Source organism: Paenibacillus oralis, from assembly GCF_003863965.1.
Classification (GTDB): Bacteria; Bacillota; Bacilli; order Paenibacillales; family Paenibacillaceae; genus Fontibacillus; species Fontibacillus oralis.
The window spans coordinates 6,228,310-6,252,239 of sequence record NZ_RRCN01000001.1; the positions used below are offsets into that span (position 1 = coordinate 6,228,310).

26 protein-coding genes are annotated in these 23,930 nt (G+C 55.2%); 1 reads left to right on the plus strand and 25 read right to left on the minus strand.

Features of this window, described 5'->3' with window-relative positions; translation table 11 throughout:
• Window positions 1–17: 17 nt before the first annotated feature.
• From EHV15_RS27750 to EHV15_RS27825, 16 genes are all read right to left on the minus strand, one after another.
• Window positions 18–503, minus strand: coding sequence for a cell wall elongation regulator TseB-like domain-containing protein (locus EHV15_RS27750; RefSeq protein WP_128634080.1), 486 nt, complete (start codon window positions 501–503; stop codon window positions 18–20).
• Between the two features lie 421 nt (window positions 504–924).
• A complete protein-coding gene (locus tag EHV15_RS27755) occupies window positions 925–2,223 on the minus strand; it encodes an amidohydrolase (protein WP_128634081.1) in 1,299 nt (432 codons plus the stop codon).
• Entirely contained in the window at window positions 2,213–2,869 is a 657-nt protein-coding gene (locus tag EHV15_RS27760; RefSeq protein WP_128634082.1) for a redox-sensing transcriptional repressor Rex, read from the minus strand. The genes EHV15_RS27755 and EHV15_RS27760 overlap by 11 nt, the downstream gene beginning before the upstream one ends.
• 12 nt (window positions 2,870–2,881) lie before the next feature.
• Window positions 2,882–5,764 carry an ATP-dependent DNA helicase DinG gene (gene dinG / locus EHV15_RS27765; protein WP_128634083.1) on the minus strand — a complete coding sequence of 961 codons (2,883 nt, stop codon included), beginning with the start codon at window positions 5,762–5,764 and terminating at the stop codon, window positions 2,882–2,884.
• A 198-nt stretch (window positions 5,765–5,962) separates the two neighbouring features.
• On the minus strand, window positions 5,963–6,595 hold the full coding sequence (locus EHV15_RS27770; protein WP_411002269.1) for a tetratricopeptide repeat protein: 633 nt from the start codon (window positions 6,593–6,595) through the stop codon (window positions 5,963–5,965).
• A 145-nt stretch (window positions 6,596–6,740) separates the two neighbouring features.
• Window positions 6,741–7,124: an aspartate 1-decarboxylase gene (gene panD, locus EHV15_RS27775; RefSeq protein WP_128634084.1), complete on the minus strand. Its 384-nt coding sequence runs from the start codon at window positions 7,122–7,124 to the stop codon at window positions 6,741–6,743.
• Window positions 7,125–8,027, minus strand: coding sequence for a pantoate--beta-alanine ligase (panC, locus tag EHV15_RS27780; RefSeq protein WP_128634085.1), 903 nt, complete (start codon window positions 8,025–8,027; stop codon window positions 7,125–7,127).
• Complete coding sequence (gene panB / locus EHV15_RS27785) at window positions 8,024–8,893, minus strand: 3-methyl-2-oxobutanoate hydroxymethyltransferase (RefSeq protein ID WP_128634086.1); 870 nt, start codon at window positions 8,891–8,893, stop codon at window positions 8,024–8,026. The genes panC and panB overlap by 4 nt, the downstream gene beginning before the upstream one ends.
• 281 nt (window positions 8,894–9,174) lie before the next feature.
• Window positions 9,175–10,155, minus strand: coding sequence for a biotin--[acetyl-CoA-carboxylase] ligase (locus EHV15_RS27790; RefSeq protein WP_128634087.1), 981 nt, complete (start codon window positions 10,153–10,155; stop codon window positions 9,175–9,177).
• Window positions 10,137–11,492 carry a CCA tRNA nucleotidyltransferase gene (locus EHV15_RS27795; protein WP_128634088.1) on the minus strand — a complete coding sequence of 452 codons (1,356 nt, stop codon included), beginning with the start codon at window positions 11,490–11,492 and terminating at the stop codon, window positions 10,137–10,139. Before EHV15_RS27795 ends, EHV15_RS27790 begins: the two co-directional genes overlap by 19 nt.
• Before the next feature lie 65 nt (window positions 11,493–11,557).
• Window positions 11,558–12,718, minus strand: coding sequence for an N-acetyl-alpha-D-glucosaminyl L-malate synthase BshA (bshA, locus tag EHV15_RS27800; protein WP_128634089.1), 1,161 nt, complete (start codon window positions 12,716–12,718; stop codon window positions 11,558–11,560).
• 41 nt (window positions 12,719–12,759) lie between these two features.
• The gene (bshB1, locus tag EHV15_RS27805) at window positions 12,760–13,473 is read right to left on the minus strand and encodes a bacillithiol biosynthesis deacetylase BshB1 (protein ID WP_128634090.1); all 714 of its coding nucleotides are present in this window, start codon (window positions 13,471–13,473) and stop codon (window positions 12,760–12,762) included.
• Complete coding sequence (mgsA, locus tag EHV15_RS27810) at window positions 13,470–13,892, minus strand: methylglyoxal synthase (RefSeq protein WP_128634091.1); 423 nt, start codon at window positions 13,890–13,892, stop codon at window positions 13,470–13,472. The genes bshB1 and mgsA overlap by 4 nt, the downstream gene beginning before the upstream one ends.
• Window positions 13,893–13,912: 20 nt before the next feature.
• Window positions 13,913–14,716 carry a 4-hydroxy-tetrahydrodipicolinate reductase gene (dapB, locus tag EHV15_RS27815; protein ID WP_128634092.1) on the minus strand — a complete coding sequence of 268 codons (804 nt, stop codon included), beginning with the start codon at window positions 14,714–14,716 and terminating at the stop codon, window positions 13,913–13,915.
• Between the two features lie 137 nt (window positions 14,717–14,853).
• Complete coding sequence (locus EHV15_RS27820) at window positions 14,854–15,258, minus strand: tetratricopeptide repeat protein (RefSeq protein WP_246061806.1); 405 nt, start codon at window positions 15,256–15,258, stop codon at window positions 14,854–14,856.
• Window positions 15,259–15,312: 54 nt separating this feature from the next.
• A complete protein-coding gene (locus tag EHV15_RS27825; RefSeq protein WP_128635576.1) occupies window positions 15,313–15,621 on the minus strand; it encodes a nucleotide pyrophosphohydrolase in 309 nt (102 codons plus the stop codon).
• Window positions 15,622–15,806: 185 nt separating this feature from the next.
• Here EHV15_RS27825 and EHV15_RS27830 point away from each other — a divergent pair, with 185 nt between their 5' ends.
• Window positions 15,807–16,676, plus strand: coding sequence for a YitT family protein (locus EHV15_RS27830; protein ID WP_128634093.1), 870 nt, complete (start codon window positions 15,807–15,809; stop codon window positions 16,674–16,676).
• Window positions 16,677–16,775: 99 nt separating this feature from the next.
• Here EHV15_RS27830 and EHV15_RS27835 read toward each other — a convergent pair whose 3' ends face one another.
• The 9 genes from EHV15_RS27835 to EHV15_RS27875 all read right to left on the minus strand — a co-directional run bounded on the left by EHV15_RS27835 (window position 16,776) and on the right by EHV15_RS27875 (window position 23,903).
• A complete protein-coding gene (locus EHV15_RS27835) occupies window positions 16,776–17,684 on the minus strand; it encodes a sporulation protein YpjB (RefSeq protein ID WP_246061807.1) in 909 nt (302 codons plus the stop codon).
• A 274-nt stretch (window positions 17,685–17,958) separates the two neighbouring features.
• Entirely contained in the window at window positions 17,959–18,585 is a 627-nt protein-coding gene (locus EHV15_RS27840) for a DUF1405 domain-containing protein (RefSeq protein ID WP_128634095.1), read from the minus strand.
• 473 nt (window positions 18,586–19,058) lie between these two features.
• Window positions 19,059–19,934, minus strand: coding sequence for a menaquinol-cytochrome c reductase cytochrome b/c subunit (locus EHV15_RS27845; RefSeq protein ID WP_128634096.1), 876 nt, complete (start codon window positions 19,932–19,934; stop codon window positions 19,059–19,061).
• A 41-nt stretch (window positions 19,935–19,975) separates the two neighbouring features.
• Window positions 19,976–20,647: a menaquinol-cytochrome c reductase cytochrome b subunit gene (gene qcrB, locus EHV15_RS27850; protein WP_016311825.1), complete on the minus strand. Its 672-nt coding sequence runs from the start codon at window positions 20,645–20,647 to the stop codon at window positions 19,976–19,978.
• A gap of 16 nt (window positions 20,648–20,663) precedes the next feature.
• Window positions 20,664–21,206, minus strand: a complete 543-nt coding sequence (locus tag EHV15_RS27855; RefSeq protein ID WP_128634097.1) for a Rieske (2Fe-2S) protein — start codon at window positions 21,204–21,206, stop codon at window positions 20,664–20,666.
• A gap of 174 nt (window positions 21,207–21,380) precedes the next feature.
• Window positions 21,381–21,812, minus strand: coding sequence for a DUF2487 family protein (locus tag EHV15_RS27860; RefSeq protein WP_128634098.1), 432 nt, complete (start codon window positions 21,810–21,812; stop codon window positions 21,381–21,383).
• A gap of 196 nt (window positions 21,813–22,008) precedes the next feature.
• Window positions 22,009–22,194, minus strand: coding sequence for an IDEAL domain-containing protein (locus EHV15_RS27865; protein ID WP_128634099.1), 186 nt, complete (start codon window positions 22,192–22,194; stop codon window positions 22,009–22,011).
• A gap of 44 nt (window positions 22,195–22,238) precedes the next feature.
• Entirely contained in the window at window positions 22,239–22,745 is a 507-nt protein-coding gene (locus EHV15_RS27870; protein ID WP_128634100.1) for a gamma carbonic anhydrase family protein, read from the minus strand.
• Window positions 22,746–22,814: 69 nt separating this feature from the next.
• Entirely contained in the window at window positions 22,815–23,903 is a 1,089-nt protein-coding gene (locus EHV15_RS27875; RefSeq protein ID WP_128634101.1) for a hypothetical protein, read from the minus strand.
• Window positions 23,904–23,930 lie beyond the last annotated feature (27 nt).

The window sequence follows — 23,930 nt, forward strand, 5'->3', positions numbered from 1 at the left end:
GTTAACGCCATGGCGGATCAGCGGTTCGGAAGCGTAAATACATCATTCAGCGCCTCGCCGGTGCCGAAATCGTAAAAACGGTAGTAGTGATGATCCTTTTGTTTATAAAACAACTGCCACACCTGCCGTTCATTATAGATGCCGGGCATCAGCCTGACGATATTGATTTCGGGCAGGCTTTTGTTAATGATCGTCCGCACCTGGGTCTCCGACACCCCTTCCGAAAGCAGCCGCACCTCGGGTTTATGCCCTTCCCGCAGCCATACCATCATCTCGTGGCCGGATGCGTCTTGGCCCTGTACCACCCAGCACACTTCGTCCCATACCGATTTCCAGACTTTATCGCCCTGGACCAGGTCCGTCTCCTGTTTCGCCTGCTCAATCACTGCATTTTCGCTTGCCCAAGTATCTTGCAGAACATAGATATAAAAACGGTGAAGGGCAAAAAGCACGATCACTAAAATCAGCAGCGAAAGCAGGAGCCACTTGGTTCTCTTTCTCACCCTTCTCTTCCTTTCCCCTGTAGCCAGTCGTTTAAACCCACATTCGCACATTCGCAGAGAAATAACGGTAATTTGGGTCGTTATTCGAACAATATTACCTTGAAACCGCAAAATAGCGGTAAATTTAGGTCTTATTTCCTCCGTAGACGGCAATATCCACCTATATCAGGCCATGTGCAGGAAAATAGCGACAAAAATGTCCCTTATTGCGGCGGTATATCTTCATATCCGAAAATAACGCCCTTTTTTACCGCTAAATCGGCGCAACCTCAGGCGCTGGCGCAGTCATAGGCGAAATCACAGGCTCAGTTACAGTAACAGCCACAACCACGACACAGCCACCGCTGCAACTGAAACCTCAGCCACGATCACGACCACAGCCACACTGCTGCAACCTCACGCACCAATCAAAGCCAAACCTCTACCGGGCCAGCAGCCCTTCGAAGGCTGCCTGCGCCTCGTGGCGGATACGCTCCTCGTCAAGGGTGAGGCAAGCCCCGTGTTTGACCACCTGCTCGCCGTTAACCCATACATGCTCAACGTCTTTGGACCCGGCCGAATAGACGATATGGGAAATGTAATCCGTCTTCGGAAGAAAATGGGCCTGTTCCGTATTCAGGGCGATAAAATCCGCCTTGATGCCGGCCGCGAGTTTCCCCGTGTTCGGCAAAAACACCGACTTCGCCCCGTATTCCGTGCCCATTTTGAGGGCTTCCAGCGCCGGAACGGCGGTAGGATCGCCGGAAACGCCTTTGTGGATCAACGCAGCAAGGCGGACCTCCTCAAGCATATCAAGGTTGTTGTTGCTGGCGGCCCCGTCCGTTCCGAGCGAAACGACCACGCCTTTGCCAAGCAGTTCCGGCACCCGCGCCACGCCGCTGGCCAGCTTCAGGTTGCTGCCGGGATTGTGCGACACCGCCACGTTATGGGCCGCCAAAATATCGATCTCCTCATCGGTCAAGTGCACGGCGTGAGCAAGCAGCGACGGCCGCGAGAACATCCCGAGGTTCAGCAAATGCTGAACCGGTCTGACCCCGTAATCGTTCACGTTTTGCTCCACTTCCGCCCGCGTCTCCGACATATGCGTATGCATCGGCAGATCCATATCATGAGCGACTTGCACGAATTTCTCGAAAAATTCCGGCGGGCAAGTGTATGGCCCATGCGGCGAAATCATCGTCGTGATTCGGCCGTCCGCCCGGCCGTGCCAATTTTTCGCAAACGCGATCGCTTCGTTCAGCTTCTGCTGCTGCACGTCCGGCGGGCACAACCCGATAACGCCGCGCATCAGCACGGCCCGGATGCCCGACTCCTGAACCACTTTGGCCACTTCATCCATATGGTCGTACATGTCCAGGAAGGTGGTCGTCCCGCCCTTTAGCATCTCCAGCACGGACAACGCCGTCCCGGCATACACATCGCCGGCGGTGAATTTGGCTTCCATCGGCCACATTTTTTCCTGAAGCCATGTCTGCAGCACCATGTCGTCGCCGTAACCGCGCAATAGCGACATCGCCGCGTGGCCGTGCGTATTGATCAGCCCCGGCATGAACAGCAGCCCTTTTCCGTCGAAGGTTTCCGCGTCCTCCGCGCCTTCCGGAAGCTGCTCGCCGATATAGGAAATCGTGTCGCCCTCGACGAGCATATAGCCTTCAACAATGGAACGGGCCTGTTCGAACACGACAAAGGTTCCGTTCTTAATTAACCATTTACGACTCATGGACAGGTTGTTCCTTTCCGTTTCCGTTATCCAAATAATAAGCCAAACTGAGCAAATCGGTCGTGAAATCGGCGGCATGGATGCGGACTTCCGGCGGCACCTTCAGAATTGTAGGAGCAAAGTTCAGAATCGCCCCGATTCCCGCCGCCACCAGTTGATCCGCCACGCGCTGCGCTTCGAAATCCGGCACGGTAATGATCCCGATCCGGACATTTTTCTCCCGCACCGTTTCCGTCAGCTCTTCGATCGGCTGGATCGTGATGTTGTTGATTTGCGTGCCGATCTTCGCCGGAGACGCGTCGAACACCGCCACGATCTTCATGTTGTCCTTCAAATAAGCGTTGTAATTCGAAAGCGCGTGCCCCAAATTACCGGCTCCGACCAACGCAACGTTGATCTGCTGGTCGAGATTAAGGATTTGCTGGATTTTCTCGATCAAATACGCGACATCGTAGCCAATGCCCTTGCGCCCGAAATCGCCGAAGTAGGCCAGGTCCTTGCGGATCTGGGCCGGATTGAGGTCCAGCTTCTGGCCGAGCTCCTGCGAGGACACCGTAGGCACCTCGCGCCGGCTCAGCTCGTTGAGGAACCGCAAATACACCGGCAGCCGGCGTACCACGGCATCGGAAATTTTTTCGGATTTCATACGTTTATCCCCCTATTCTGACGCAGACTTAGAGACGTCTTCGTCTCCCGGATTTAACCATTCCGATATGCGCGGAACCATCTGAGAGAGCGGCATATGCTCCATCTTCGGCCCGGGCAGTGAATATAAAAAGTATTTCCCATAGTAAGATTCCAAGATGCGGGTATCGTAAACAACCACGATCCCCCGGTCCTGCGAAGAGCGGACAAGCCTGCCGAATCCCTGCTTGAAGCGGATGACCGCCTGGGGCACGGACAGTTTCATGAAAGGATTTTTCTTCTCCTTCTGCAGCCGTTCGCTTTTCGCTTCCACGAGCGGGTGGTTGGGGGGCTGAAAAGGCAGGCGGACGATCGCCAGGCTCGTCAATGCTTCGCCCGGAATGTCCACGCCTTCCCAGAAGCTGCTCGTCCCCAGCAGCACGGACGCCGCCTGGCCTTGGAACCGCCTTGTCAGCTTGCTGCGGCTGCCGCTGTCCATGCCTTGGCCGATGACCGTGATCCCCTGCGCCGACAGCAGCTCCTTCAGCGGATCGTACACCTGCCGCAGCATCCGGTAAGACGTAAACAGCACCAGCATGCGGCCTTGCGTCGCTACCGCGGTATCGGCGAGCGAATGCACCAGCGTACTGACGAAATGGTCGTCGCCCACGCTCCCCTTTACGCTTGGAAAATCGCGCGGAATGACGAGCAGCGCCTGGCTGCGGTAATCAAACGGCGACGGCAGCATCGACGTGTTCAGCCGGTCTTGCTCGGCCGCTTCCGTCAGTCCCAACTGTTCGATCATATATTGGAACGACTTGTCGACCGACAGCGTCGCCGAGGTCATCACCACGCTTTTTTTTCTGCCGAAAAAGTATTCCTTCAACTGCGCGCTAACGTCGATCGGAACGGCATACATCTGCAGGGAGCGGCTGCGGTAATTCCCGTTCGCTTCCATCCAGTAAACCGTCTCCTCGCTCTCCAGCTTCATGAAGAAACGCAGCGCCTCCCGCTCGTTCGCCAAATCCTTGAATAAACCGTTGATGTCGGTCATAAGGCTTTCGGAGCCGAAATCCTCCTGCTCTTCCCGGATTTGGGCGAGCATGCGGTCGCCCTTGCGAAGCACGTCCCCAAGCGCGACGTAAATCTGGTTCTCCAGCGCCGACAGCGTATCCCATTCCTTCGGTTTCTTCAGCGGAAGCAGACGGTAAACGAATTGCCCCGGATCGCCGGGCGCCGCGTCGCTCCGTTCCGGCATGATCGCAAAAAGCAGCTCGCTGAGCTTGTCCCAGCTCTCCTTCACATCGATCAGCGTCGGGTACATTTCGTCGATGACCGAGCACCATTCGACCGTTTTTTCGCCTCCCGCCGCTTGCAAAGCGATGCGGAGATTCGGCAGTTGGCCGGTCTTGCTGTCCTTGAACAGCCGGGTAAGCGTATGAATAACGGTAAAATACTTCATGTGAATGCCCAGATGTTTGCCCGCCACATCCTCCAAATGATGCGCCTCGTCGATGACCAGGCGCTCGTATCCCGGCAACAGCTGATGCCCGGCTTGGATATCGGTAAACAGCTTGGAGTGGTTCGTAATGACCACATCGGCTACCCCGGCTTCATGTTTGGCCCGATGGTAAAAGCATTTGCGGAACCAAGGGCAGGACCGTCCGAGGCAGGAGTCCGATTCGCTGGCCACCGTTTCCCAGAAATCGCCGCCGCGATTGCCCAAATTGAGCTCTTCATCGTCGCCGCTGGCCGTTTGCGTCAGCCACACGATCATTTGCGCCGCCGTCATTACCTCTTCTTTCGGCGTGGCAAAGTCTTTTCTATTTATTTTATGTTCAAATTTGCGCAAGCACAAATAATGCTGCCTGCCTTTAAATACGGCAGCCAGGAAAGGAAACGGCACCACTTCGGTGAGCAGCGGAACGTCTCTTTCCCGAAGCTGCTCCTGCAGATTGATGGTATGCGTGCTGACCATCACTTTTTCTTCCCGTTTGACGCTGTGGTAGATCGCGGGCAGCAAGTAACCAAGCGATTTCCCCGTTCCGGTCCCCGCTTCGATCAGCAGGTGCTTATCTTCGTCAAAAGCCCGGCTCACTTCCTCCAGCATCTTGTTTTGCGCGTCCCGCTCCTCGTATTGGGGCAGCCTTTCGCGCAAGCGCTCCCTTACCTGCTCCATGAACTGCTCGAAGGACACACCCTTCAGCGGATTCTCCGCCATAGCGCCCCGCGGAGATTCGATATCCATCCAATCCTCCGCCTGCAGCGCGAATTGGCGGTAGTAGATGTAACCGTCATCGCTTTGCTCGGTTTCGCGTTCCTTCTCCTGGACCATGGCGTCAAAAAACCAACCGAGATCGCTGTCCTCGCCCGCAAACAAATCCGCGAGGCGCTGCAGCGTCAAAAGCGGCAGCCGCTCGCATTCCTCCAGGCATTTCAGGAAGATCAGCGCCGTCGCCAAGGCGTCGCTGTCCGCCTGGTGCGGACGGTCATGCTGGACCTCAAATTCAGCAGCCACGAGCCCCAGCTGATAAGAGGTCAGCGAAGGAAAGAGGATTTTCAGGAAATCCATCGTATCCAGAATCCGCCCCGTAAACGGCAGATAGCCCGTTTTGTCCAAAGCGCTTTGCAGATAGTTGAAGTCGAAAGCGACATTGTGCCCGACCAGCACCACATCGTTTAGCAGCGGAACCATCTCCATCATCACTTCGTCCAGGTCCGGCGCGTCCTTGACATCGTCTTCCGTGATGCCGGTCAATCCCGTGATGAACGGCGGGATCGGTATTCCCGGTTTGACGAAGGAGTGATATACCTGCGAAATCGACTTATCCGGTTCTATAATGGCAAGTCCCACTTGAATAATTTCATCGGAGGACTGGTTGCCCGTCGTTTCAAAATCGAGCACGGCATATTTCATTGCTTTTTAAGTCCCTTTCGTTCCAGTCTCTTTTACAGCATAACAGAAGAAGAGCGATTTGAAAATTCATGGCGGGCGTTATGTGTAATTAAAATCACAAAATAAAAGAGCGATGCGCTCGCGCTCATAGGCGGATTTACGCATCGCTCAACCGGTTTACGCAAAATAACGTTCGATCATGCCAACGATAACAACGGTTTACAGCAAAGAAGCCAATTCATTGCCATAATACAATTTGCCCGTGCTGTTCAGACAAGCCTCAAGATTCGCCAAAGGCTCGGCGAGGGACGGATCGCTGTGGTGAGCCAAAGTAAAGTATTCCTTGGCTTTGGCCAAAATCCCTTTTTGCGCTTCGATGCAGCCCAGCGCATTATAAATGATCGAGCGAAGCCGTTTGTTTCCGGCGTTCTCCAGAACGAGCCAAAACTGCCGCGCGGCTTCCTCGCTTTGCTCCAGATGCAGATGGCACATGCCCAAGAAGGTCCGGCCAAGCACGCTCCCGGGATACTGCTTCAGCACCTGCTCAAACTGCTCCAACGCCTGGGTAAACATCATCAATTTGTAATAACCTTGCCCTTTGATAAACGGGCCCGATTCGATCTCGGGGAGCGACAGGACCTCCTCGGTTTCAAGGTTGCCCCATCTTTGGCGCATCGCGGCCATCTTCTCTTCGAAACAAAGCCACTCTTCAATGATCCCGTCGCTCATGTGCTTAAGCAGGTGCCATTTTTGCGCGAGTTCCTGCTTTTGGACGCCCTGGGCCAGCGGATATTTACGCGAAATATCATCCAACATCTCATTCATTTCCGCAAAAACATGCTGAAACATCATTCGCATCCCACCCTTAACGAAAATGAAATCGGTCCGAGCCTTAAGATCATTTTTTGTTCCGGGCGGGTTTTTCATTCCCGCAAGCTTCAATTGCATATATTTGCTTCCGATTGGCGGCGAAATTCAGGCGCGCGGGACGGGCAAATCAACGGATAACCGCATGCAGCTCCTGATCCGCCTTTTCCACGGGCAGGTTGTTTTCGTCCACGAAGACGACGGTCGGCTTATGGCTGCGCACCTCTTCGGGAGACATCATCGCATAGGAAATAATAATGACATTGTCGCCGGGCTGCACGAGCCGTGCGGCCGCGCCGTTCAGGCAGATGACGCCGCTGCCGCGCGGTCCCGGGATCACATATGTTTCCAGTCGCGCGCCATTGTTGTTGTTGACGATCTGCACTTTTTCGTTCTCCAGGATATCGGCGGCTTCCATCAGATCTTCGTCGATCGTAATGCTGCCGACATAGTTCAAATTCGCTTCCGTCACGGTCGCCCGGTGGATTTTCGATTTCATCATCGTTCTGAACAATTAGGCCATCCCCTTTTTGGTCAAAATCACGTTATCGATCAATCGCGTCGTACCGAACTTCACGGCCACCGCGATGAGCACGCCGGCTTCGCGGCTTCCTTCGTCAAGCCGCTTCGTATCAACGAGCGGAGACAAACCGGGAAAATCGGTGATTTCCACGTAATCGATATCGGCCAGCGGTTCCGCGTTAATGGCCTGGATCAGATCCGCGCGAATCTCACCGGCCGTAACCGGCCCCTCCCCCCGGGCTTTCTCCTGCGCCTGAAGGAGGCTTCCGGACAACACAAGCGCCGCCTTGCGCTCCTCGGGGCTTAAATATACGTTGCGCGAGCTGAGCGCGAGCCCGTCCGGCTCCCGTACGATCGGGCATGGGACGATTTCAACGTCAAAATTCAAATCCTCCGTCATCTGGGCGATCACGGCCACCTGCTGCGCGTCCTTTTGCCCGAAATAAGCGCGGTCCGGCTGCACGATATGGAACAGCTTGCTCACGACGGTCGTCACGCCGTCGAAATGCCCCGGCCGCGAAGCGCCGCAGAGGCGCTCCGTCAATTCCGCGACTTTGACCTGGGTCCGGGTCGGACGGGGATACATTTCCTCTACGCTCGGCATAAACACGGCATCCACGCCTTCTCGTTCGGCGAGCGCCAAGTCCTTTTCGGCATCGCGCGGATATCGTTCGAAGTCTTCGTTCGGCCCGAACTGAATCGGATTGACGAACACGCTTAGCACTACAAGGTCGTTTTCGCCGCGCGCTTTACGCAGCAGGCTGGCATGGCCCTCATGCAAATATCCCATCGTTGGGACAAGGGCAATCCGCAAGTTTTTTCCTTTCCCCGCCGCCGCCAAACGCTCCGCCTGCAAATGTTCCCTAAGCGCCCGGATTTCCGTAAAGGTCTTCATGCTTTTGTTTCCACCTTTCCTTTGCCGTACAACGTCTCAAGCACGCCGTCTTCCGCGGCGAACACATGCTCCTGGGCCGGGAAAGCGCGGGTTTTGACCTCGCGTACATATTCCGAAATGCCGCTGCGGATTTGCGCTCCGATGTCGGCATACGTTTTGACGAAACGTTTTTCCCGGTAATCCGGGGTATATTTAAGAACATCGTGAAACACGAGCACCTGGCCGTCGCAGCCGCGGCCCGCGCCGATGCCGATCGTCGGAATGGACAGCTCCTTGGAAATCGCCTCCGCCACCTCCTCGGTGACCAACTCCAGCACGATCCCAAACGCCCCCGCGCGCTCCAGCGCCTTGGCGTCCTCCAGCAGGCGCCGGGCATCCTTCGCATCCTTGCCCTGAATGCGGTAGCCGCCGATTTGGTTGACCGACTGCGGCGTTAGTCCGATATGGCCCAGCACCGGCACTCCGGCCTGCACGATCGCCTGAACGGCCAGGGCGATTTCGGCCCCGCCTTCCATTTTCACGGCATGCGCGTGCCCTTCCTGCATCAGGCGGCGGACGTTCTTCAGCGTCTCTTCAAGGCTTCCGTGATACGTCATAAACGGCATGTCCGTGACGATAAACGTATGCTGCGCCCCCCGGGCCACGGCGCGGCTATGATAGACCATATCGTCCAGCGTCACCGGGACCGTCGTATCGTAGCCCAGAACCACATTGCCGAGCGAATCGCCGACGAGCAGCACATCCGCGCCGGCCTCTTCCGCCAATTGCGCCGACGGATAATCGTAGGCGGTAATCATCGCAATCGGCGAACCATCCTGCTTCATCTTTTTCAATTTCACGATGTTTAATGCTTGTTTTCCAGCCAATTTTCCCATCTCCTTCGGTTGGCTTGCCGCCCGCGTTGATTCGCGTACCTTTGTATACCGAAAAAACGCGCACAACAAAAAAAACCTTTTAGTTTGGCACTAAAAAGGTCCGAATTCATAGAAGGAGTCACTTGCTTCGTCCCTTCTGTCTCGGTCCTCTTCGGCTCAGAGCAGAATCCAACTCAGGCTTCATCACATTAACCTACAGCCGCTTAGAGTGCAGTTCGAACGGGTGCCGATACCGCCTCCTGAGCACAGTATAACAAATTACGTCACGTTTTTCATCCGCCAAATTGCACTTCGCCGGAAAATATAATGCGCATGTTTCCGTTATCCCCCGCCAGCACCAGCGCCCCGGAAGGATCGAGAGCCTTCGCCAGCCCCGTTACGTCTCCGGCGGGCGTTTTGACGGTGACCCGCCGGCCCAGCGTAACCGACAAAGCTTCCCAAAGATGGCCGATCGGCGCAAAGCCCTCCTGACGGTAAAGCTCGTACAGTTGTTCTATTTCCGCCAGCACCGCTCCGATCAGCTCCGCCCGGTCGATACGGCGGCCGCTTTCAATGTGCAGCGATGTCGCGACATCCTGAAGCTGGGGCGGGATGTCTTTGGCCTCCAGATTGACATCGATCCCAATGCCGGCGACGGCGTAGCGGATCAGTTCGTCCTCTCCAACCGATTCGACGAGGATGCCGCATATCTTGCGGCCACCCACGAGCAAATCGTTGGGCCATTTGATGCCTGCGTCAACGCCTGCTGTATGGCGCACGGCGCGGCACACGGCTACCGCGATCAGCAGGGTGAGTTGCGGCGCAAAGGACAGCGGCTGCCGGTCCGGACGCAGCAGCAGGCTCATCCACACGCCTTTGCCCGGCGGCGAATACCAGGCCCGGCCCTGACGGCCGCGGCCGCCCGTCTGCTCCTCGGCGACGACCAGGGTGCCGGACGGAGCTCCGGCCTCGGCCAGCTCCCGCACCTCCGCTTGCGTTGAGACTGTCTTTTCGAGCAGCCGGATTTGCCGCCCGAATAAAACGCGGTCCTGCAGCGCCCGGACCAAGGCGGAATGGGTGATTTTATCGGGCTTGCGGACAAGCCGGTAACCCCGGCGCGGGGCGGATTCAAACTCGTAGCCTTCCTCGCGCAGCTTGGCGATCTGCTTCCAGACCGCCGTCCGGCTGATCGAGAGGCGGCGGCTAATCTCCTCTCCGGATATATATTGCCCCGGATGCTCCAGGAGCATGTCGATCAATCGGTTTGCTTCCATGCTTCGCTTAACCCCGCTTTCACGTAATTCAGCAATGCTTGCTTATCGTTATGTATCTCCCCGGCAGCCACCGAAATAAGCAGCCGCTTCATCAGTTCGCCAAGCCATGGGCCGCCTTTTTTGCCGGCCAGCTCCAGCACGTCTTTGCCGCTGATGGCCAGCTCGGACAAAGCGTGCACCCGCACTTCCCCATGCCAGCGCCGCGCGAGTGCGAGCCGCTCCCGCTCTGTTATTCGCTGCGCTTCGGGGAGGGACGCGGCTGCCAAAACGGCCGCCTGCCGGCGCAGCCAAAACGCGGACGCCGCTTGACCAAGCGTCACCTGCAGGACGACCCAGCGGCGGCGAAGGGGCGCCTCGTCGCTCTCCTCGGCCTCGGCCCGCGCCCAGGCTTCGTCGAAGCGGACGATTGCCGCCGTCTCCTCGGCGGCCTTGTTCGGAAACGTCCACCCCTTCATCAGCGGAATGACGTCCTCACCGGCGGTGCCGAGCGCCTGCAGCAGCAGCGACCAGCGCAGCGCCTGCGGCTCTGCCGGCAGCTCCGCCAGCGCCGCCAGCAGCTCCCGCCGCGGCTCGGCCGCAAGCAGCTGCCGCGTCAGCCGCGCCGGCTCCGCATCGCCCGCCACGGCCTCCGGCAGCGCCGCCTTCACATGCCGCAGCAGCCCGCTGCGCTCAAGCAAGGCCAAGCCACGGAGCGGACGCGGACCGAGCACGACTTTCTCCAGCTCGGCCCGTACGCGCTCCATCGCGATGTAGGTCAGCTTGTCCTTGACCCGCAGCAGCGCTCTCCATAGGCTTTTGGCCGGACGGAAGCCAAACACCGAGGCGAAGCGGACCGCCCGCAGCATACGCAGAGCGTCCTCCTCGAACCGTTCCTCGGCCGCGCCGACACAGCGGATCAGACCGCGTTTGATGTCGCCTTGGCCTCCGTACGGATCGATGAGCGCCCCATGGATGTCCCGGGCGATGGCGTTCATCGTAAAATCGCGGCGCAGCAAATCCTCGGCAACGGCGTCCACGAACTCCACCGAGGTGGGCCGGCGATGGTCCTCGTATTGCGACTCCTTGCGGAACGTCGTTACCTCAAACGCATAGGCATCCATCAGCACCGTAACCGTGCCGTGCTCGATCCCCGTCGGAACCGTACGCTCAAAAATAGCGATTACGTCCTCCGGTTTTGCCGAGGTGGCGATATCCATGTCGTGAACCGGCCGGCCCATCAGCTCGTCGCGCACGCAGCCGCCGACAAAAAAAGCCTGAAACCCGCGTTCCAGCAAAGTATGCAGCACCTTTTCCCCCTGATTCACCATCAGGGGGTCTACCTGTGTCCAGCGATTCATTTGCTTACCTCCAAACGTTCCCCGCTCCCGTAAGCCGAAGCGGGTTTACCGCGCCCGTTCCAAGTTTAGCTGCAAGCCGGCTTCAACTGCGGAGCCTCAAGGTTCAACACGCGGTAATAAATCTCTTCGTAATTGGCCATGGTTTGCTGGCTGCTGAAGTCGTTTCTCGCCCGGTTCAGGCAGGCTTCCCGCATCTTTGCGCCAAGCTCCGGACTTTTCAGCAATGTCAGGCAGTATTCGGCCATCCGTTTCGTATCGCCGATCGGGGCGAGAAAACCGGTTTCCCCGTGCTTTACGAGTTCAGGGATGCCCCCGGCGATCGTTCCGACCGTCGGCACGCCGCAGGCCATCGCTTCCAAAGCGACCAGCCCGAAGCTTTCCTTCTCCGAAGGCAGCAGCAAAATATCGGCCATCGAAATGACGTGCGCGATATCGTCCTGTTTGCCGAGAAAATGCACCCGGTCGCTCAGTCCCATCTCATTGATTTTCAACTGGATTTTCGGGAGATCCGGTCCTTCGCCGACGAACAGCAGCTTTGACGGCACTTCTTCATTGACGCGATGGAAAATGTCCACGACGTCCCCGACCCGTTTGACCGGGCGGAAATTGGAAATATGCATCAGCACTTTTTCGCCGGGCTCGGCGAAATCCGCGCGGCAGCCGGCCGCGTCCCGGGGATAATACACCCGTTCGTCGACGAAGTTGTAAGTCAAATCAATATCCCGGGTGATGTCCAGCACCTCCCGCGTCTCCCGCGTCAAATCGAGCGAAACCGATGTTACCGCGTCGCTTTCGTTAATCGCCAGCCGGATCAAGTCCTTCAGCGATTCGTCCTGGGCCAGCACGGTGATGTCCGTCCCGTGCAGCGTGGTGACGACCTTCAGCGAGTCGCCGACCATCTGTTTGGCCAAAAAAGCGCAAACGGCATGGGGAACCGCGTAATGGACATGCAGAACATCCAGCTTCTGTGTTTTGGCGACTTGCGCCATTTTCGTCGCGAGCGACAAATCGTAAGGAGGATAGCGGAACACATAATAATCGCTAACTTCCACCTCATGATAAAAAATGTTTTTATGGTAACCTCCCAGACGGAAAGGAACGCTATGCGAAATAAAATGCACCTCATGCCCTTTTTCCGCCAGCAGCTTCCCCAGCTCGGTGGCTACAACCCCCGAACCGCCCAAGGAAGGGTAACAGGTGATGCCTATTTTCAAAAATGGATCCATATGGCGGGGGCCTCCTTCATGTTCAAGTTCCCTGATTATGATTATGTGCGTCGGGACCCGAATAGATTAACTTGATAAGCCGATTTTACCGCAAAACCTTCGGCGTACGGAATGAGCTTCCGCTGCCCAAGCAGTGCGTCACGGGCCTTTACGCGTTCGACATACCCCTGGTTCAATGGCGTCCCGGCGACATCCTCGCCGGGGGCGCCTTGCCCGAATTGGGAACGATAGCAGCCGAGCGCCCGCTCTTTCGCCTCATAAAAACCGGTGACGTCCACCACCAGGTCGGGCGTCTTCCAATCATTGATGAAATAATAGTACAGCTCCGGCTCCGGGACCGACGGCTTGTCCGGCATATAACGGCGCAGCTTGGCGTTAAAAACCGCTTCTTCCACCAGCTTGCTGCAGGCGATATGATCCGGGTGCCGGTCTTCCCAATAAGGGGCGAACACGATGCGCGGCGCATGCTCGCGAATCGTCTCGGCTATGGCGGCGATCTGTTCCGGCGTACCGAACAGCCCGCGGTCCGGCAATCCCAAATTCAGGCGCGCGGCCAGACCGAGCTCCTTCGCCGCTGCATCCGCTTCCCGCTTGCGCAGCTCGGGATTGCCGTTGGAGGACAGCTCGGCTTCCGTCAAATCGCAAATGCCGACCCGGTATCCGGCGGCGGCGTGTTTGGCGATCGTGCCGGCCATTCCGATCTCGGCATCGTCCGCATGAGCGCCGAAAATCAAAATATCCAGCGGCGCGCTCATTGGCCTAGTCCCGGTTTATACTGCTCCACCAGCTCGCGCCAAGCGAAATCGCCGCGGTCCAGCGCCCGCACCAAAATTTCCGCGGTCGCCATGTTCGTGGCGACCGGAATGCCGTGCACATCGCACAGACGCAGCAGCGCCGTGATGTCCGGCTCGTGCGGCTGAGCCATCAGCGGATCGCGCAGGAAGATGACAAGATCCATATCATTCTGGGCGATCAGCGAACCGATTTGCTGGTCGCCGCCCAGCGGACCGGACAGAAAACGATGGATTTTCAAGCTCGTATTCTCCATAATTTGTTTGCCTGTCGTTCCGGTGGAATACAGCTTTTTATCCTTAAACACATGTTCATAAGCGATGGCGAAATTGACGATATCTTCTTTTTTACGATCATGAGCAATAAATGCAATGTTTATCATGCGGTCATAATCTCCCCTTATTATTCAACAAAATGGTCGAAGCCGTAAACCATGCCTTCATACTCCAGCACTTTTTTGATCGCCAGGTTAACTCCCGGCATATATCCTGCCCGTTCATAGGAGTCGTGGCGGATTTTCAGCGTTTGGCCAAAACCGCCGAACACGACCTCCTGCTGGGCGAACACGCCCGGCAGCCGGACGCTGTGAATCCGGAAGCCGTTGTAATAGCCGCCGCGCGCGCCCTCGATTGTTTCTTCCTCCTGCGGATTACCCTGCCGCAGCTCCTGCCGGTTTTTCGCGATCAGTTCGGCCGTTTTCACCGCGGTCCCCGAAGGGGCGTCCAGCTTCTGATCCCCATGGTATTCGATAATCTCCAAATGCGGGAAATACTTCGCCGCCTGCGCCGCGAATTTCATCATCAAGATCGCCCCGATCGAAAAATTCGGAGCGATCAGCCCGCCGATCCCTTGGGCTTGGCAAAGCTTGTCCAACTCTTCGATTTGCTCCGGGGTGAATCCGGTCGTGCCGACAACCGGAGAAACGCCGAGCCGGATTGCCAGTTCGGTGTTGGCGTAAGCGGACGCCGGCGTCGTAAAATCGACCAGCACCCGCGGGCGATGCTCCGACAAAGCCTGTTCCAGGTTGTCTGAAAGCGTCACTCCGCATTCCGGCAGGCCAACCATAACCCCGGCGTCCAGCCCTGCATTTGATACACTAACGGCCGCCACCAGCTGGAGATCGGGGTCCTGGAGCACCATTTTGACGACTTCCTTCCCCATTCTGCCAGCAGCGCCGGCCACGGCTACTTTAATCGGATCCGACATGTACATCTCCTCGCATTCTTAACTATGATGATTGTTTGATTTTGGACTTGAAACGCTGCTCCAACTCTTGCAGCTCTTCGGCTATACTGGCGTTCACGGGCAGCGCGGACGCTTCCCTCACGGCGTGGAGAGCTTGCTCATACCGTCCCAGTTCCCCGTATGCGATCGCCGGCATCCACGGACAGCGGATCGAGCTCGACCGCTCGCTTGAGCATCCGCGAAGCCGGTTCGGCCGCGTTCTTGCCGCCCTCTTTATGACCTTCCAGCTGTTTCTTGGCCATATACGTTAATTCCATCGACTGCAGCCGGTCATAATGCAGCCTGTATTCTTCCTGGTCCGGAGCAAGCGCCGCGGCTAACCTGGCATGGATCAACGCTTTGTCTAAACGGTTGCTTCGGGCGCACGTAATCGAGTATCGGTAATGGATATCCGCATGATCCGGCTCGGCGGCCAGCGCCTGCTCAAACCAATGCTGCGCCTGCTCAAAGTCGTTTTCATAGATGCTCCGGTAAGCTTTATACAAAAATTCCTCCGCCTTCATCTGCCGCCCCCCTTATTTATAGGGATGATCATTAACAGCATATGAAGGATATGGCTATTCGGTGTTCTTTTTCGTCCACCTGTCGGCATCGCGGGTTGCGAATTTATGCATCACCCTGTCATGCGCCTCCGTAAGGTCGATACCCAGGGAATTGGCGAAACAGATCGTAATAAATAAAATATCGCCGAGCTCCAGCTCGATGGAATTTTCGGCTTCTTCCGGCTTTTTCGGCTTCTCGCCATACGTATGGTTTACCTCACGGGCCAGTTCGCCGACCTCTTCGCTCATGCGGGCCAGCATGGACAACGGGCTGAAATAGCCTTCCTTAAACTGCGATATGTAACGGTCCACTTCGCGCTGCATCTCCGCCAGAGTTTTTTCTTTCAACGTCTTCAAGCGCCTATCCCTCCGACAATATTCCCGTTTTTCCCTATGTTATCGTAAAGGCGGGGCGAAAACAAATCCTTTTTTAATCGGGGCGGAAAAAGGTATACTAATATAGGTTAAAAAATGCAAAGAGTTCTACTTTGGAACAGGTGAGGGATTGGATGTCTTCTAACAAGCTGGCCGGTGTTTTCAAAACGCTTTTGCCGATTTTGCTCGGAACCGCGGTATACGCGTTTGGACTTCTTTATTTTATACTGCCGAATCAATTGATGGAAGGCGGCGTCACAGGGGTTACGCTGCTGCTCAATTATGCGTTTGGCATTTCTCCGTCGCTTTCCAACCTGCTGCTTAACATTCCGCTTTTTCTCCTTGGTTGGAAGGTTTTAGGGGGGCGCTCGATCGTCTGGACGGGAATCGGGATCGGTTCGCTTTCTTTTTTCTTGTGGCTGTTCGAACGGCTGATCGATTACGGCTGGATCCTGCCGTTTGAAACGCAGACCGACTATATTCTCGTTTCCTTGTATGCGGGGGTGACGCTGGGGGCCGGCCTCGGGATCGTCTTTCGTTTCGGCGGAACGACCGGGGGATCGGACATCGTCGCCCGGATTCTGGGACGCAAATACGGCTTCAGTATGGGCCAGGTCATCCTGACGCTGGACGTCGTCATCATCGGGATGTCGTTGTTTTATATTAGGAAGGAAAACATTTTGTATACACTGGTCGCCGTGTTTATCGCCTCCAAAGTGATCGATTTCATTCAGGAAGGCGCATATTCCGCCAAGGCGTTTACGATCATCAGTGATCACGCGCCGGAAATCGCCGACATCATCACGAAGGAAATGGAACGCGGCGTCACGTTGATTCCGGCAATCGGCGCCTATTCCAAGCAGGCCAAGCATATGGCCTACTGCGTCGTCTCGCGGCAGGAAATCCGGCGGCTTCAGCGCATTGCCAAATCGGTCGATCCGCGGGCGTTCATCATTATCAGCGATGTGCATGATGTGCACGGTGAAGGGTTTAAGGAAGACTGAGGCGAGAAAAAATCGCGGCTACCGCGCCGCCAATGAGCCAAAAATAGCCAGTGGTAAAGGATTGGAAATGATCCCTAACCACTGGCTATTTCGCTGCTGTTATAAGCGGTACCGGTACGAATCCTCATCCGTTCCGCCCACCCCCGTAATCGCCTGGGCGGCCCGGTATTTACGCAAGCCCGTGTATCCTAAAGCGAGCACGATCCATAATCCGATCAGGCCGCTCCAATACCACGGGTTTTCATAGCCGGCGATCGGCAGGAAGACGGGTTCCTCGCCTTTGCGTCCGAACAGAGCCTTCAGCGCGCTTTCCCCCTGGCGAATCGCCTGTTTAAGAGCCGCTTCGTCCACCGGCTTGTCACTGCTTAACCTTTCGGCGTAAGACATCCACGAATCAAACCGGTTGACTGCGGATGGATCGCGGCGAATGGCAGCGGCCGGACGGATGGTTTCGTAATGCTGCTGTAAATTTTGAAAAGCCGCGCGCAGTTTCTCCGATTGTCCCCCCACGCGAGCATTGCTCATCTGCTGCATGTCATCGGCCATCACTTTATAATATTGCAGCCACAGCCCTTTGTCCTTATGAAGCAGGCTGTTTACGGCCAGCCGCAGTACGGCGGAAGAACGCGTCCATTCTTCGGGGACGATCTCGGCCCTTGCCAGCGTCTCCCTTACGTTCATAATGCTTTCCGCAAGCGCATGAATGCCTTCCACCGACGTCAAGCCTTTGAAGGAAACGCCTTCAAGGGCGGCGATCAACCTTTCCATCTCGGCATGGGCTTCCTGGGCGTGTCCTTGCTGCATATGGCCGTACAGCGCTTCCGCCGCCGCTTCCAGCTGCTTCAGTTTATCACCGCGTTCCTCGTCGGACACTTGTGAAACCGGAGCCGGGCCGCTTGCCCCCTTCTCTCCCGGCGAGGCCGCAGCCATCGCGCCATCCGCCAGCAGCAGCAGCGGCAACAGCGGCAACAGCACAAGCAGCCACCCGAGCTTTCCTTTCGTTTTCACGGACATCCCTCCCTACCATCATCGTATGGCAGGCTGTCCATGGGTAGAACTTTGAACGTTTAAGTACATGTTCAAAAAGTCAAGTTTTCAGCACCGAAGCGTATGCTTCCGAAGTGCGTTTTTTCAAAACGCTAAGCATATGCTCTTGTGAGAGTACGTGAGCAACTGAAATGTTTCCGCAGGAAACATGCTTCGGAAGCATCCGCCCCACCCGGCTGAATTCAAGATTCGATGTCGAGTTCGCTTCGTGATATGCCTCGTGATTAAAAGTTGACTAAGCTCTTTTTGCGCCTTTCAGCGCCAGCCACCCTGCAACGACGCTCGCGGCGGTCAGAGCAACGGTAAACACCGTAACCGCGGGAACATCGTCCCATAACGTTTCCGGCAGCCACGGATATACTTCATATGTATAATCGACTGTATCGTTCAGCAGCGTCCAGGCCCCGGCGCCAAGCAGCATGATCGGCCCAAACCGGTATAGGCGCACGTACAGCAGCGCTTCCACGGCCATCGCCAAATGCGATGCGACCAGCATCCAGTCCTGCCAGGCCAACGGTCCGCCCTGATAAGCGCCGGCAAAGATCATCGACACCGCCCATACACCATATTTCACGCTCGTCACGACAGCTAGTCCTTCAAGCAGCGAACGGATCGCCGTGAACCTTCCCAGCGCCTGCGGGAACAGAAGAAACAGCAGTGTTAACGTGAAAAAGAGGCTTGCCATAGGGCTGTCGGGCACAAATATAATCTGCCAGTGCGGATGGTTCTCCCACGTAAACCGCAGCTGCGAATCATACCAAATATACCCGTAAATCGTCCCCAGCAAGTTGCATACGAATAAGGCCCACAAAATCGGACGGGACGATAAAAAGGCCCGGCTCCAGAAATACGATAATTTCAACGGACTGCTCCTTCCCAAGAAAAACCTCGCCGATGTCGAGGTCCTTTGTCATGTAAACCAATACACTCAGTGCAAAAATGGGATCAACTGCAAAAGTACATCTCATTTAGGGCTATCCGATAAAAACGTAACTTTTGACCAGAAATGAACTGCACTTTTACATCTGAACCACCTTTTTCGGGGAATTTCGACGAAAACCGCCTGCACTTTTGCATTTCGTGGTATTTTCTCCACTCTACCTTATAATGCAATGTGACTGGTGTGGCCTATCGTTCTTTCCACGCAAAGGTTTCAGCACGTTCAAGTTCCCGAATAGCGGCTTCAAACCCCGTATTCCATCGCTGTCAAACCCATACTCGATCCGCTTTTTAGCTGGTTTTCGTTTAGGCCGCACCGAAAGTTGAGTTGTAAATTCTATAATCTTCAAAAAAACCTGATCGAATCAACGATCAGGTTTTCGTATACTTTCTATTTTACTGTTCCGTTTTTTGTTTCGCAAGCCATTCGGCCAGATGGTCGAGTTCCTCGTCCGTTACGCCGGCGCTGATCGCCGTATCGTACACAGCCGGCATTTTGCCGTTGTAGCCTTCTTTGATGATCGACATGATTTCTTCCTTGCCGTGTTTGTCGCCTACACCGCGCAAGGAAGGACCGGCAGCCCCTTTCAGGTCAGCCGCGTGGCAGGAAACGCAAGTCGCTTTCTTGTAGGTTTCCATCGCCGGATCATCCTTGTCCACGATCGCAACTTCCTGCTGTTTGGGCGCATTGGAAGTCGGCAAGCCTTGTTCCCGCTTCTCCCGCGCCTCTTCTTCCCGCTGAATATGCTCCGGAACTTGCCCCGTAGCTTTCAGTTCCTCCTGGTAATGCGTCCAGGCAAAGTTCGTCAAATAGACGATCGACGCCAGCGAAAGGAACATCAGCGAGGAAGCGATCGGACGCTTGTAGAAGCGGCGCTCCTTGCCGCGGTCCAAAAACGGCGCCAGCAGCAGACTGCCGAAAGCAACCCCCGGAATCCCGAGCGTACCGAGCACGACATAATCGCCCGATGCGTACGGATATTTTAGAAATTGATACAGGAACAAGAAATACCAGTCCGGCATCGGAATGACCGATGCGGTCGGATTGGCCGGATAACCCAGCGGAGCCGGTTCGGCAATCGTCAGCACCAAAAAGCCGACCAGCACCACGACGCCTACCATCCATTCCTTCAGCAAGAAGTTAGGGATAAACGCTTCGGATTTACCCGGGTATGCCGTGTAATCCGGAGGCGTGATAAATCCGCTGCCTTTACGTACACGCGAATCCCCGACGTATACGATCTTTTCCTTCGAATTATCCTTGTGGGCCATAACCTCTATGCCCTCCCTTCTCCATATTTATTAGAGGTAGCTTAAAGCGGGCCGGAAATCCCTTGACGGCGGATCATGATGAAATGTCCTACCAGAAGGATCAACAGCACGGCCGGAAGGAAGAACACGTGAATCGCGAAGAAACGGGTCAGCGTTTCCGCGCCGACAATCGTACCGCCCTGCAGCAGTTCTTTGATGACCGGACCGAGTACCGGAACGGAGTTGGCGATTTCCAAAGTAACTTTTGTCGCAAAGTATGCTTTGTTATCCCATGGCAGCAAATAGCCCGTCAAGCCGAGTCCGATCATGACGAAGAAAATCAGCATGCCCACAACCCAGTTCATTTCGCGCGGCGCTTTGTAGGAGCCGGTAAAGAACACGCGAAGGGTATGTAAGAACATCATAACGATAACCAAGCTCGCTCCCCAGTGGTGCATCCCGCGGACGATCTGGCCAAAGGCGACCTGCGTCTGCAAATATTCAACACTGGCGTAAGCGTTGATGATATCGGGAACGTAATACATCGTGAGAAACATCCCCGACAGAATCTGGATGACCGTGATAAAAAACGTCAAACCGCCGAAGCAATAAACAAAAGCGGAAAAATGATGCGCCGGGTTGACGTGCTCCGGAACCTCGTGATCGGCGACATCCCGCCATATCGGCGTGATATCCAGACGTTCGTCAATCCAGTTGTATACGTTTTTAAACATCGGTATCTACGCCTCCTTATTTCACGATCGTATTCGGGGTCGTCTGACCCAAATACACCCAATTGTCTTTCACCATGACCTTGTACTCGTCAAGCGGCTTCGGCGCAACCGCCAGCTGCTTGCCTTCGATCGTGTAATGAGCTCCATGGCATGGGCAATGATATTCGTTCGGAAAATTTTTGTCATTGTTCCAGCCAACCGTACAGCCCAAATGTTTACAGATCGGTGAAAGCGCATAAATTTTTCCACTCTCGTCTTTACGGATCCACGCTGTAAGCGATGCCGTACTTTGATACCATCCATCCTGCTGCTGCAATTCAAAGGAAAATTCCTGCGGCTCATTTGTAATTTTGCTGACTTCGACCACTTTTACAAAAGTGCCTTCGCCTTTTTTGTGCAGAATTGGATCTACGGCAAACCGAACCATGGGAAGCGTCACACCACCCACCATAAATGCAGTGGCGCCCCCAAGGGTGTATGTAAGAAATTGCCGACGGGACATTTCTTTGCGAATGGGCGGTTTGTGCGATGATTCATGCTGGTCATGCTGATTGCTCATATGTCTTCAACCCCCTTTGCAACCAATTCTTCCTGATTTTCAATGACATTAATCACAACATCATCTAAGACATATTAATAATATATTAGCGTTTTAAGAGCGTCAAGAATTTGTCACATCTTTTTCCGGCGGCAAAACCTTGTCATCCTTTAAAATGTCGATAATTTGTCACATTCAAACCCTTGACCCGGTTGTCCATAAATGCTGGACTTTTTCCTTAACCCTTCCAGCCGTGGTTCCGCCTTCGGAATCGGAAAATCGCCCCGGTGTTACGATGAGATCGGCGTTCGGCAGCTCCTCGTCGGCCCAATCGAGGTCGGCGGATATAACGATCGCATAGACGAATCCGCTCCGCTTGACATTTTCGCAAACCTCGTTGATCGTTTGGGACAAACGGTCGCCTGCATACTGAAATGAGGGATAAGTCACGACTCTGCCTTTAAAAGGGATTTCCACCCAATCCATGACACCCTTAAGTCTTTCCAATTTTTCCGTCACTTCATGCGGCTGCTCCAAGCCGGTTAATCCCGTGACCGGGATGAGGCAGGTGTCCAAATACGGACGCAGCTCCTCCCACCCGGAAGCCTCTACTTCACTGAACTTCATACGTCCTTATCCCCTTTCCTGATGATATCCTCCCCAATTATAAACACGAACGTTTGACAATGCCATCCTTCCGGCATGTTTACCCCGGCGGTGCGGAAATTCAATTAAAGCCGTCTTCGATAAAAAAGGCCGGGCAGCGTTTTTCGCCGCTGCTCGACCTTTTTCTACATTATACATTGCTGCGGATGATCCAACTTTAACGTTCTTCCAATGTCTTCAGTTCATCCGTCAGGAGCCGGAAGGCAACCTCATCGCCGTTCGCCAAGGCGGTATCAATTTCACTGTAGATTTGTTCCGAGCGATGCTTCCGGAGCGCTTCGTCCCATATCATTTCGGCCGCCAAACTAAGCATTGCTTCATAAGTAACCTTCATCTGATCCATAGGATGCACCTCCAAACCATGGTTTTAAATCGAGTTCAAAAAGTTTAAGAGATCCTATATTCTTTTCCTTTCGCCACGTAACTTTCCGCAGTCAGCTTCATGCGCTGTAAATCTTCTTCCGTCAGTTCGCGTATGACTCTGGCCGGCGAGCCCAGAGAAAGAGTATAGGGTGGAATTTTTTTGTTTTCCGTAACTATCGAACCTGCTCCTATTAAAGCATATTCACCGATGTCGGCGCCGTTTAGGACGATCGCCCCCATCCCGATTAATGTGCCATGGCCTATGCGGCATCCGTGAATGATCGCGGAATGTCCGACGGATACGTCGTTTCCTACGATCAACGGCTGGGAAGTATTGACGTGTCCGACCGCGCCGTCCTGGATGTTCGTCCGATCTCCGATCACAATTTCCGCCAAATCTCCGCGCAGTACGGCATTGTACCAAATGCTGGCCCCGATTCCCACCGTGACATCGCCGATCAGTTTAGCGCCATCGGCGACAAATACGGTTTCATCCACGACCGGCAGCTTTCCTTGATAACGAATCAACACGCTGCTCACGCTCCCCTTTAGCTTGGAATTTGGGAGTGATTGTAGCAGCACCCTAAGGCGTTGTCAAACTTATTTTTCCTGCAGTTTCGCCACCGCCGCATGACCGAAGGGCGTCGCCTGAACGTAACGTTCGCGCTGCTCGTCCTCCCCGATACGCACCATGCCGAGATGCAGCATCATGAGCAGGATCCGTTCCTCAAATATCGAAGCGGGAGTATCATAATAAAACGGCTTGATCAGCGATTCTATTCTGCCGTACAGCGAGGACACCGTCACCCATTGTTTCGAACAACGTTCGATCCAATAGACAAGCGACAGCAAATTGGGAATGGGACCTTTGTACAGCCTTAACCAAAAACGGACGAGCTCGATCGCCGGCTCTTTTTTACCTTCCTCCAGATACGTTTTTCCGGACTCCGTCAACTCTAGCTGGCTGCCATTCTCTTGAATGAGACGGGAATGGTAGGCATAATCGTACAGCAAAGCAAACCGGTTGGGATAATCCTTGAACCGCCGGCCATACCCGAACCGCCAGCCCTTGCCGGCCAGCGCCTCGGACACATGCAGCGACTCCATAATTTGCAGCTGGTTTCGCCGGTACATAACGCCTTCATTGCCCAGCGGGACGTCATGATGGCATACATACCGCAAAAACAGCAGCAGATCGGCCGCCAGCATGTCCGGCTCTTCACGGTATACCGGCGGCTCGGCCGGCGCGGATCTCACTTCGGATCTAAACTGGATCTCCAGCGCTTCCCTGAACCGCCGCTTTAAGTCTTCGGGCACTTCAAACAGATAGCGGGTCTGATGGGTGCTTCCGTTAAACAGCCAGCCGCGCTGCCGGAACCTGGCGATCATTTCCCGCGGGCTCTCCCGGTCCTTGGCATCCTGCGTAAACCGCGACGCTTGCGCGCAAGCGATGAGCTCCTCCAGGCTGAACTGGCGGCGCCCGCCGAATAGCAGCGTATTCAAGAATCGCAAATCCTCCATGCTTATTCCGCTGACGTGCCGATCGATAAAATCGCGGCGCCCCACCGTTTGCAGGATGGACTGGATCAGTTCATGCTTGGAATGGCCGCTGCACTCGCACCTGTAATGATCCGCTATTCTGCTAAGCTGTCCGATATCGGCAAAAGAAAGCATATCCGCCAGATTCATAGTTTACCGCCTCGCCGTTTTAATTCC

Excerpts from the sequence above, each read along its gene's own strand:
- EHV15_RS27755 (WP_128634081.1), bottom strand. The coding sequence starts at position 2,223 with ATGAGTCGTAAATGGTTAATTAAGAACGGAACCTTTGTCGTGTTCGAA.
- EHV15_RS27760 (WP_128634082.1), bottom strand. The coding sequence starts at position 2,869 with ATGAAATCCGAAAAAATTTCCGATGCCGTGGTACGCCGGCTGCCGGTG.
- dinG (WP_128634083.1), bottom strand. The coding sequence starts at position 5,764 with ATGAAATATGCCGTGCTCGATTTTGAAACGACGGGCAACCAGTCCTCC.
- EHV15_RS27770 (WP_411002269.1), bottom strand. The coding sequence starts at position 6,595 with ATGATGTTTCAGCATGTTTTTGCGGAAATGAATGAGATGTTGGATGAT.
- panC (WP_128634085.1), bottom strand. The coding sequence starts at position 8,027 with ATGAAGACCTTTACGGAAATCCGGGCGCTTAGGGAACATTTGCAGGCG.
- EHV15_RS27790 (WP_128634087.1), bottom strand. The coding sequence starts at position 10,155 with ATGGAAGCAAACCGATTGATCGACATGCTCCTGGAGCATCCGGGGCAA.
- EHV15_RS27795 (WP_128634088.1), bottom strand. The coding sequence starts at position 11,492 with ATGAATCGCTGGACACAGGTAGACCCCCTGATGGTGAATCAGGGGGAA.
- bshA (WP_128634089.1), bottom strand. The coding sequence starts at position 12,718 with ATGGATCCATTTTTGAAAATAGGCATCACCTGTTACCCTTCCTTGGGC.
- bshB1 (WP_128634090.1), bottom strand. The coding sequence starts at position 13,473 with ATGAGCGCGCCGCTGGATATTTTGATTTTCGGCGCTCATGCGGACGAT.
- mgsA (WP_128634091.1), bottom strand. The coding sequence starts at position 13,892 with ATGATAAACATTGCATTTATTGCTCATGATCGTAAAAAAGAAGATATC.
- dapB (WP_128634092.1), bottom strand. The coding sequence starts at position 14,716 with ATGTCGGATCCGATTAAAGTAGCCGTGGCCGGCGCTGCTGGCAGAATG.
- EHV15_RS27820 (WP_246061806.1), bottom strand. The coding sequence starts at position 15,258 with ATGAAGGCGGAGGAATTTTTGTATAAAGCTTACCGGAGCATCTATGAA.
- EHV15_RS27825 (WP_128635576.1), bottom strand. The coding sequence starts at position 15,621 with ATGCAGCGCGAAGTGGACCGTTACATATCGCAGTTTAAGGAAGGCTAT.
- EHV15_RS27830 (WP_128634093.1), top strand. The coding sequence starts at position 15,807 with ATGTCTTCTAACAAGCTGGCCGGTGTTTTCAAAACGCTTTTGCCGATT.
- EHV15_RS27845 (WP_128634096.1), bottom strand. The coding sequence starts at position 19,934 with ATGGCCCACAAGGATAATTCGAAGGAAAAGATCGTATACGTCGGGGAT.
- qcrB (WP_016311825.1), bottom strand. The coding sequence starts at position 20,647 with ATGTTTAAAAACGTATACAACTGGATTGACGAACGTCTGGATATCACG.
- EHV15_RS27855 (WP_128634097.1), bottom strand. The coding sequence starts at position 21,206 with ATGAGCAATCAGCATGACCAGCATGAATCATCGCACAAACCGCCCATT.
- EHV15_RS27860 (WP_128634098.1), bottom strand. The coding sequence starts at position 21,812 with ATGAAGTTCAGTGAAGTAGAGGCTTCCGGGTGGGAGGAGCTGCGTCCG.
- EHV15_RS27865 (WP_128634099.1), bottom strand. The coding sequence starts at position 22,194 with ATGGATCAGATGAAGGTTACTTATGAAGCAATGCTTAGTTTGGCGGCC.
- EHV15_RS27875 (WP_128634101.1), bottom strand. The coding sequence starts at position 23,903 with ATGAATCTGGCGGATATGCTTTCTTTTGCCGATATCGGACAGCTTAGC.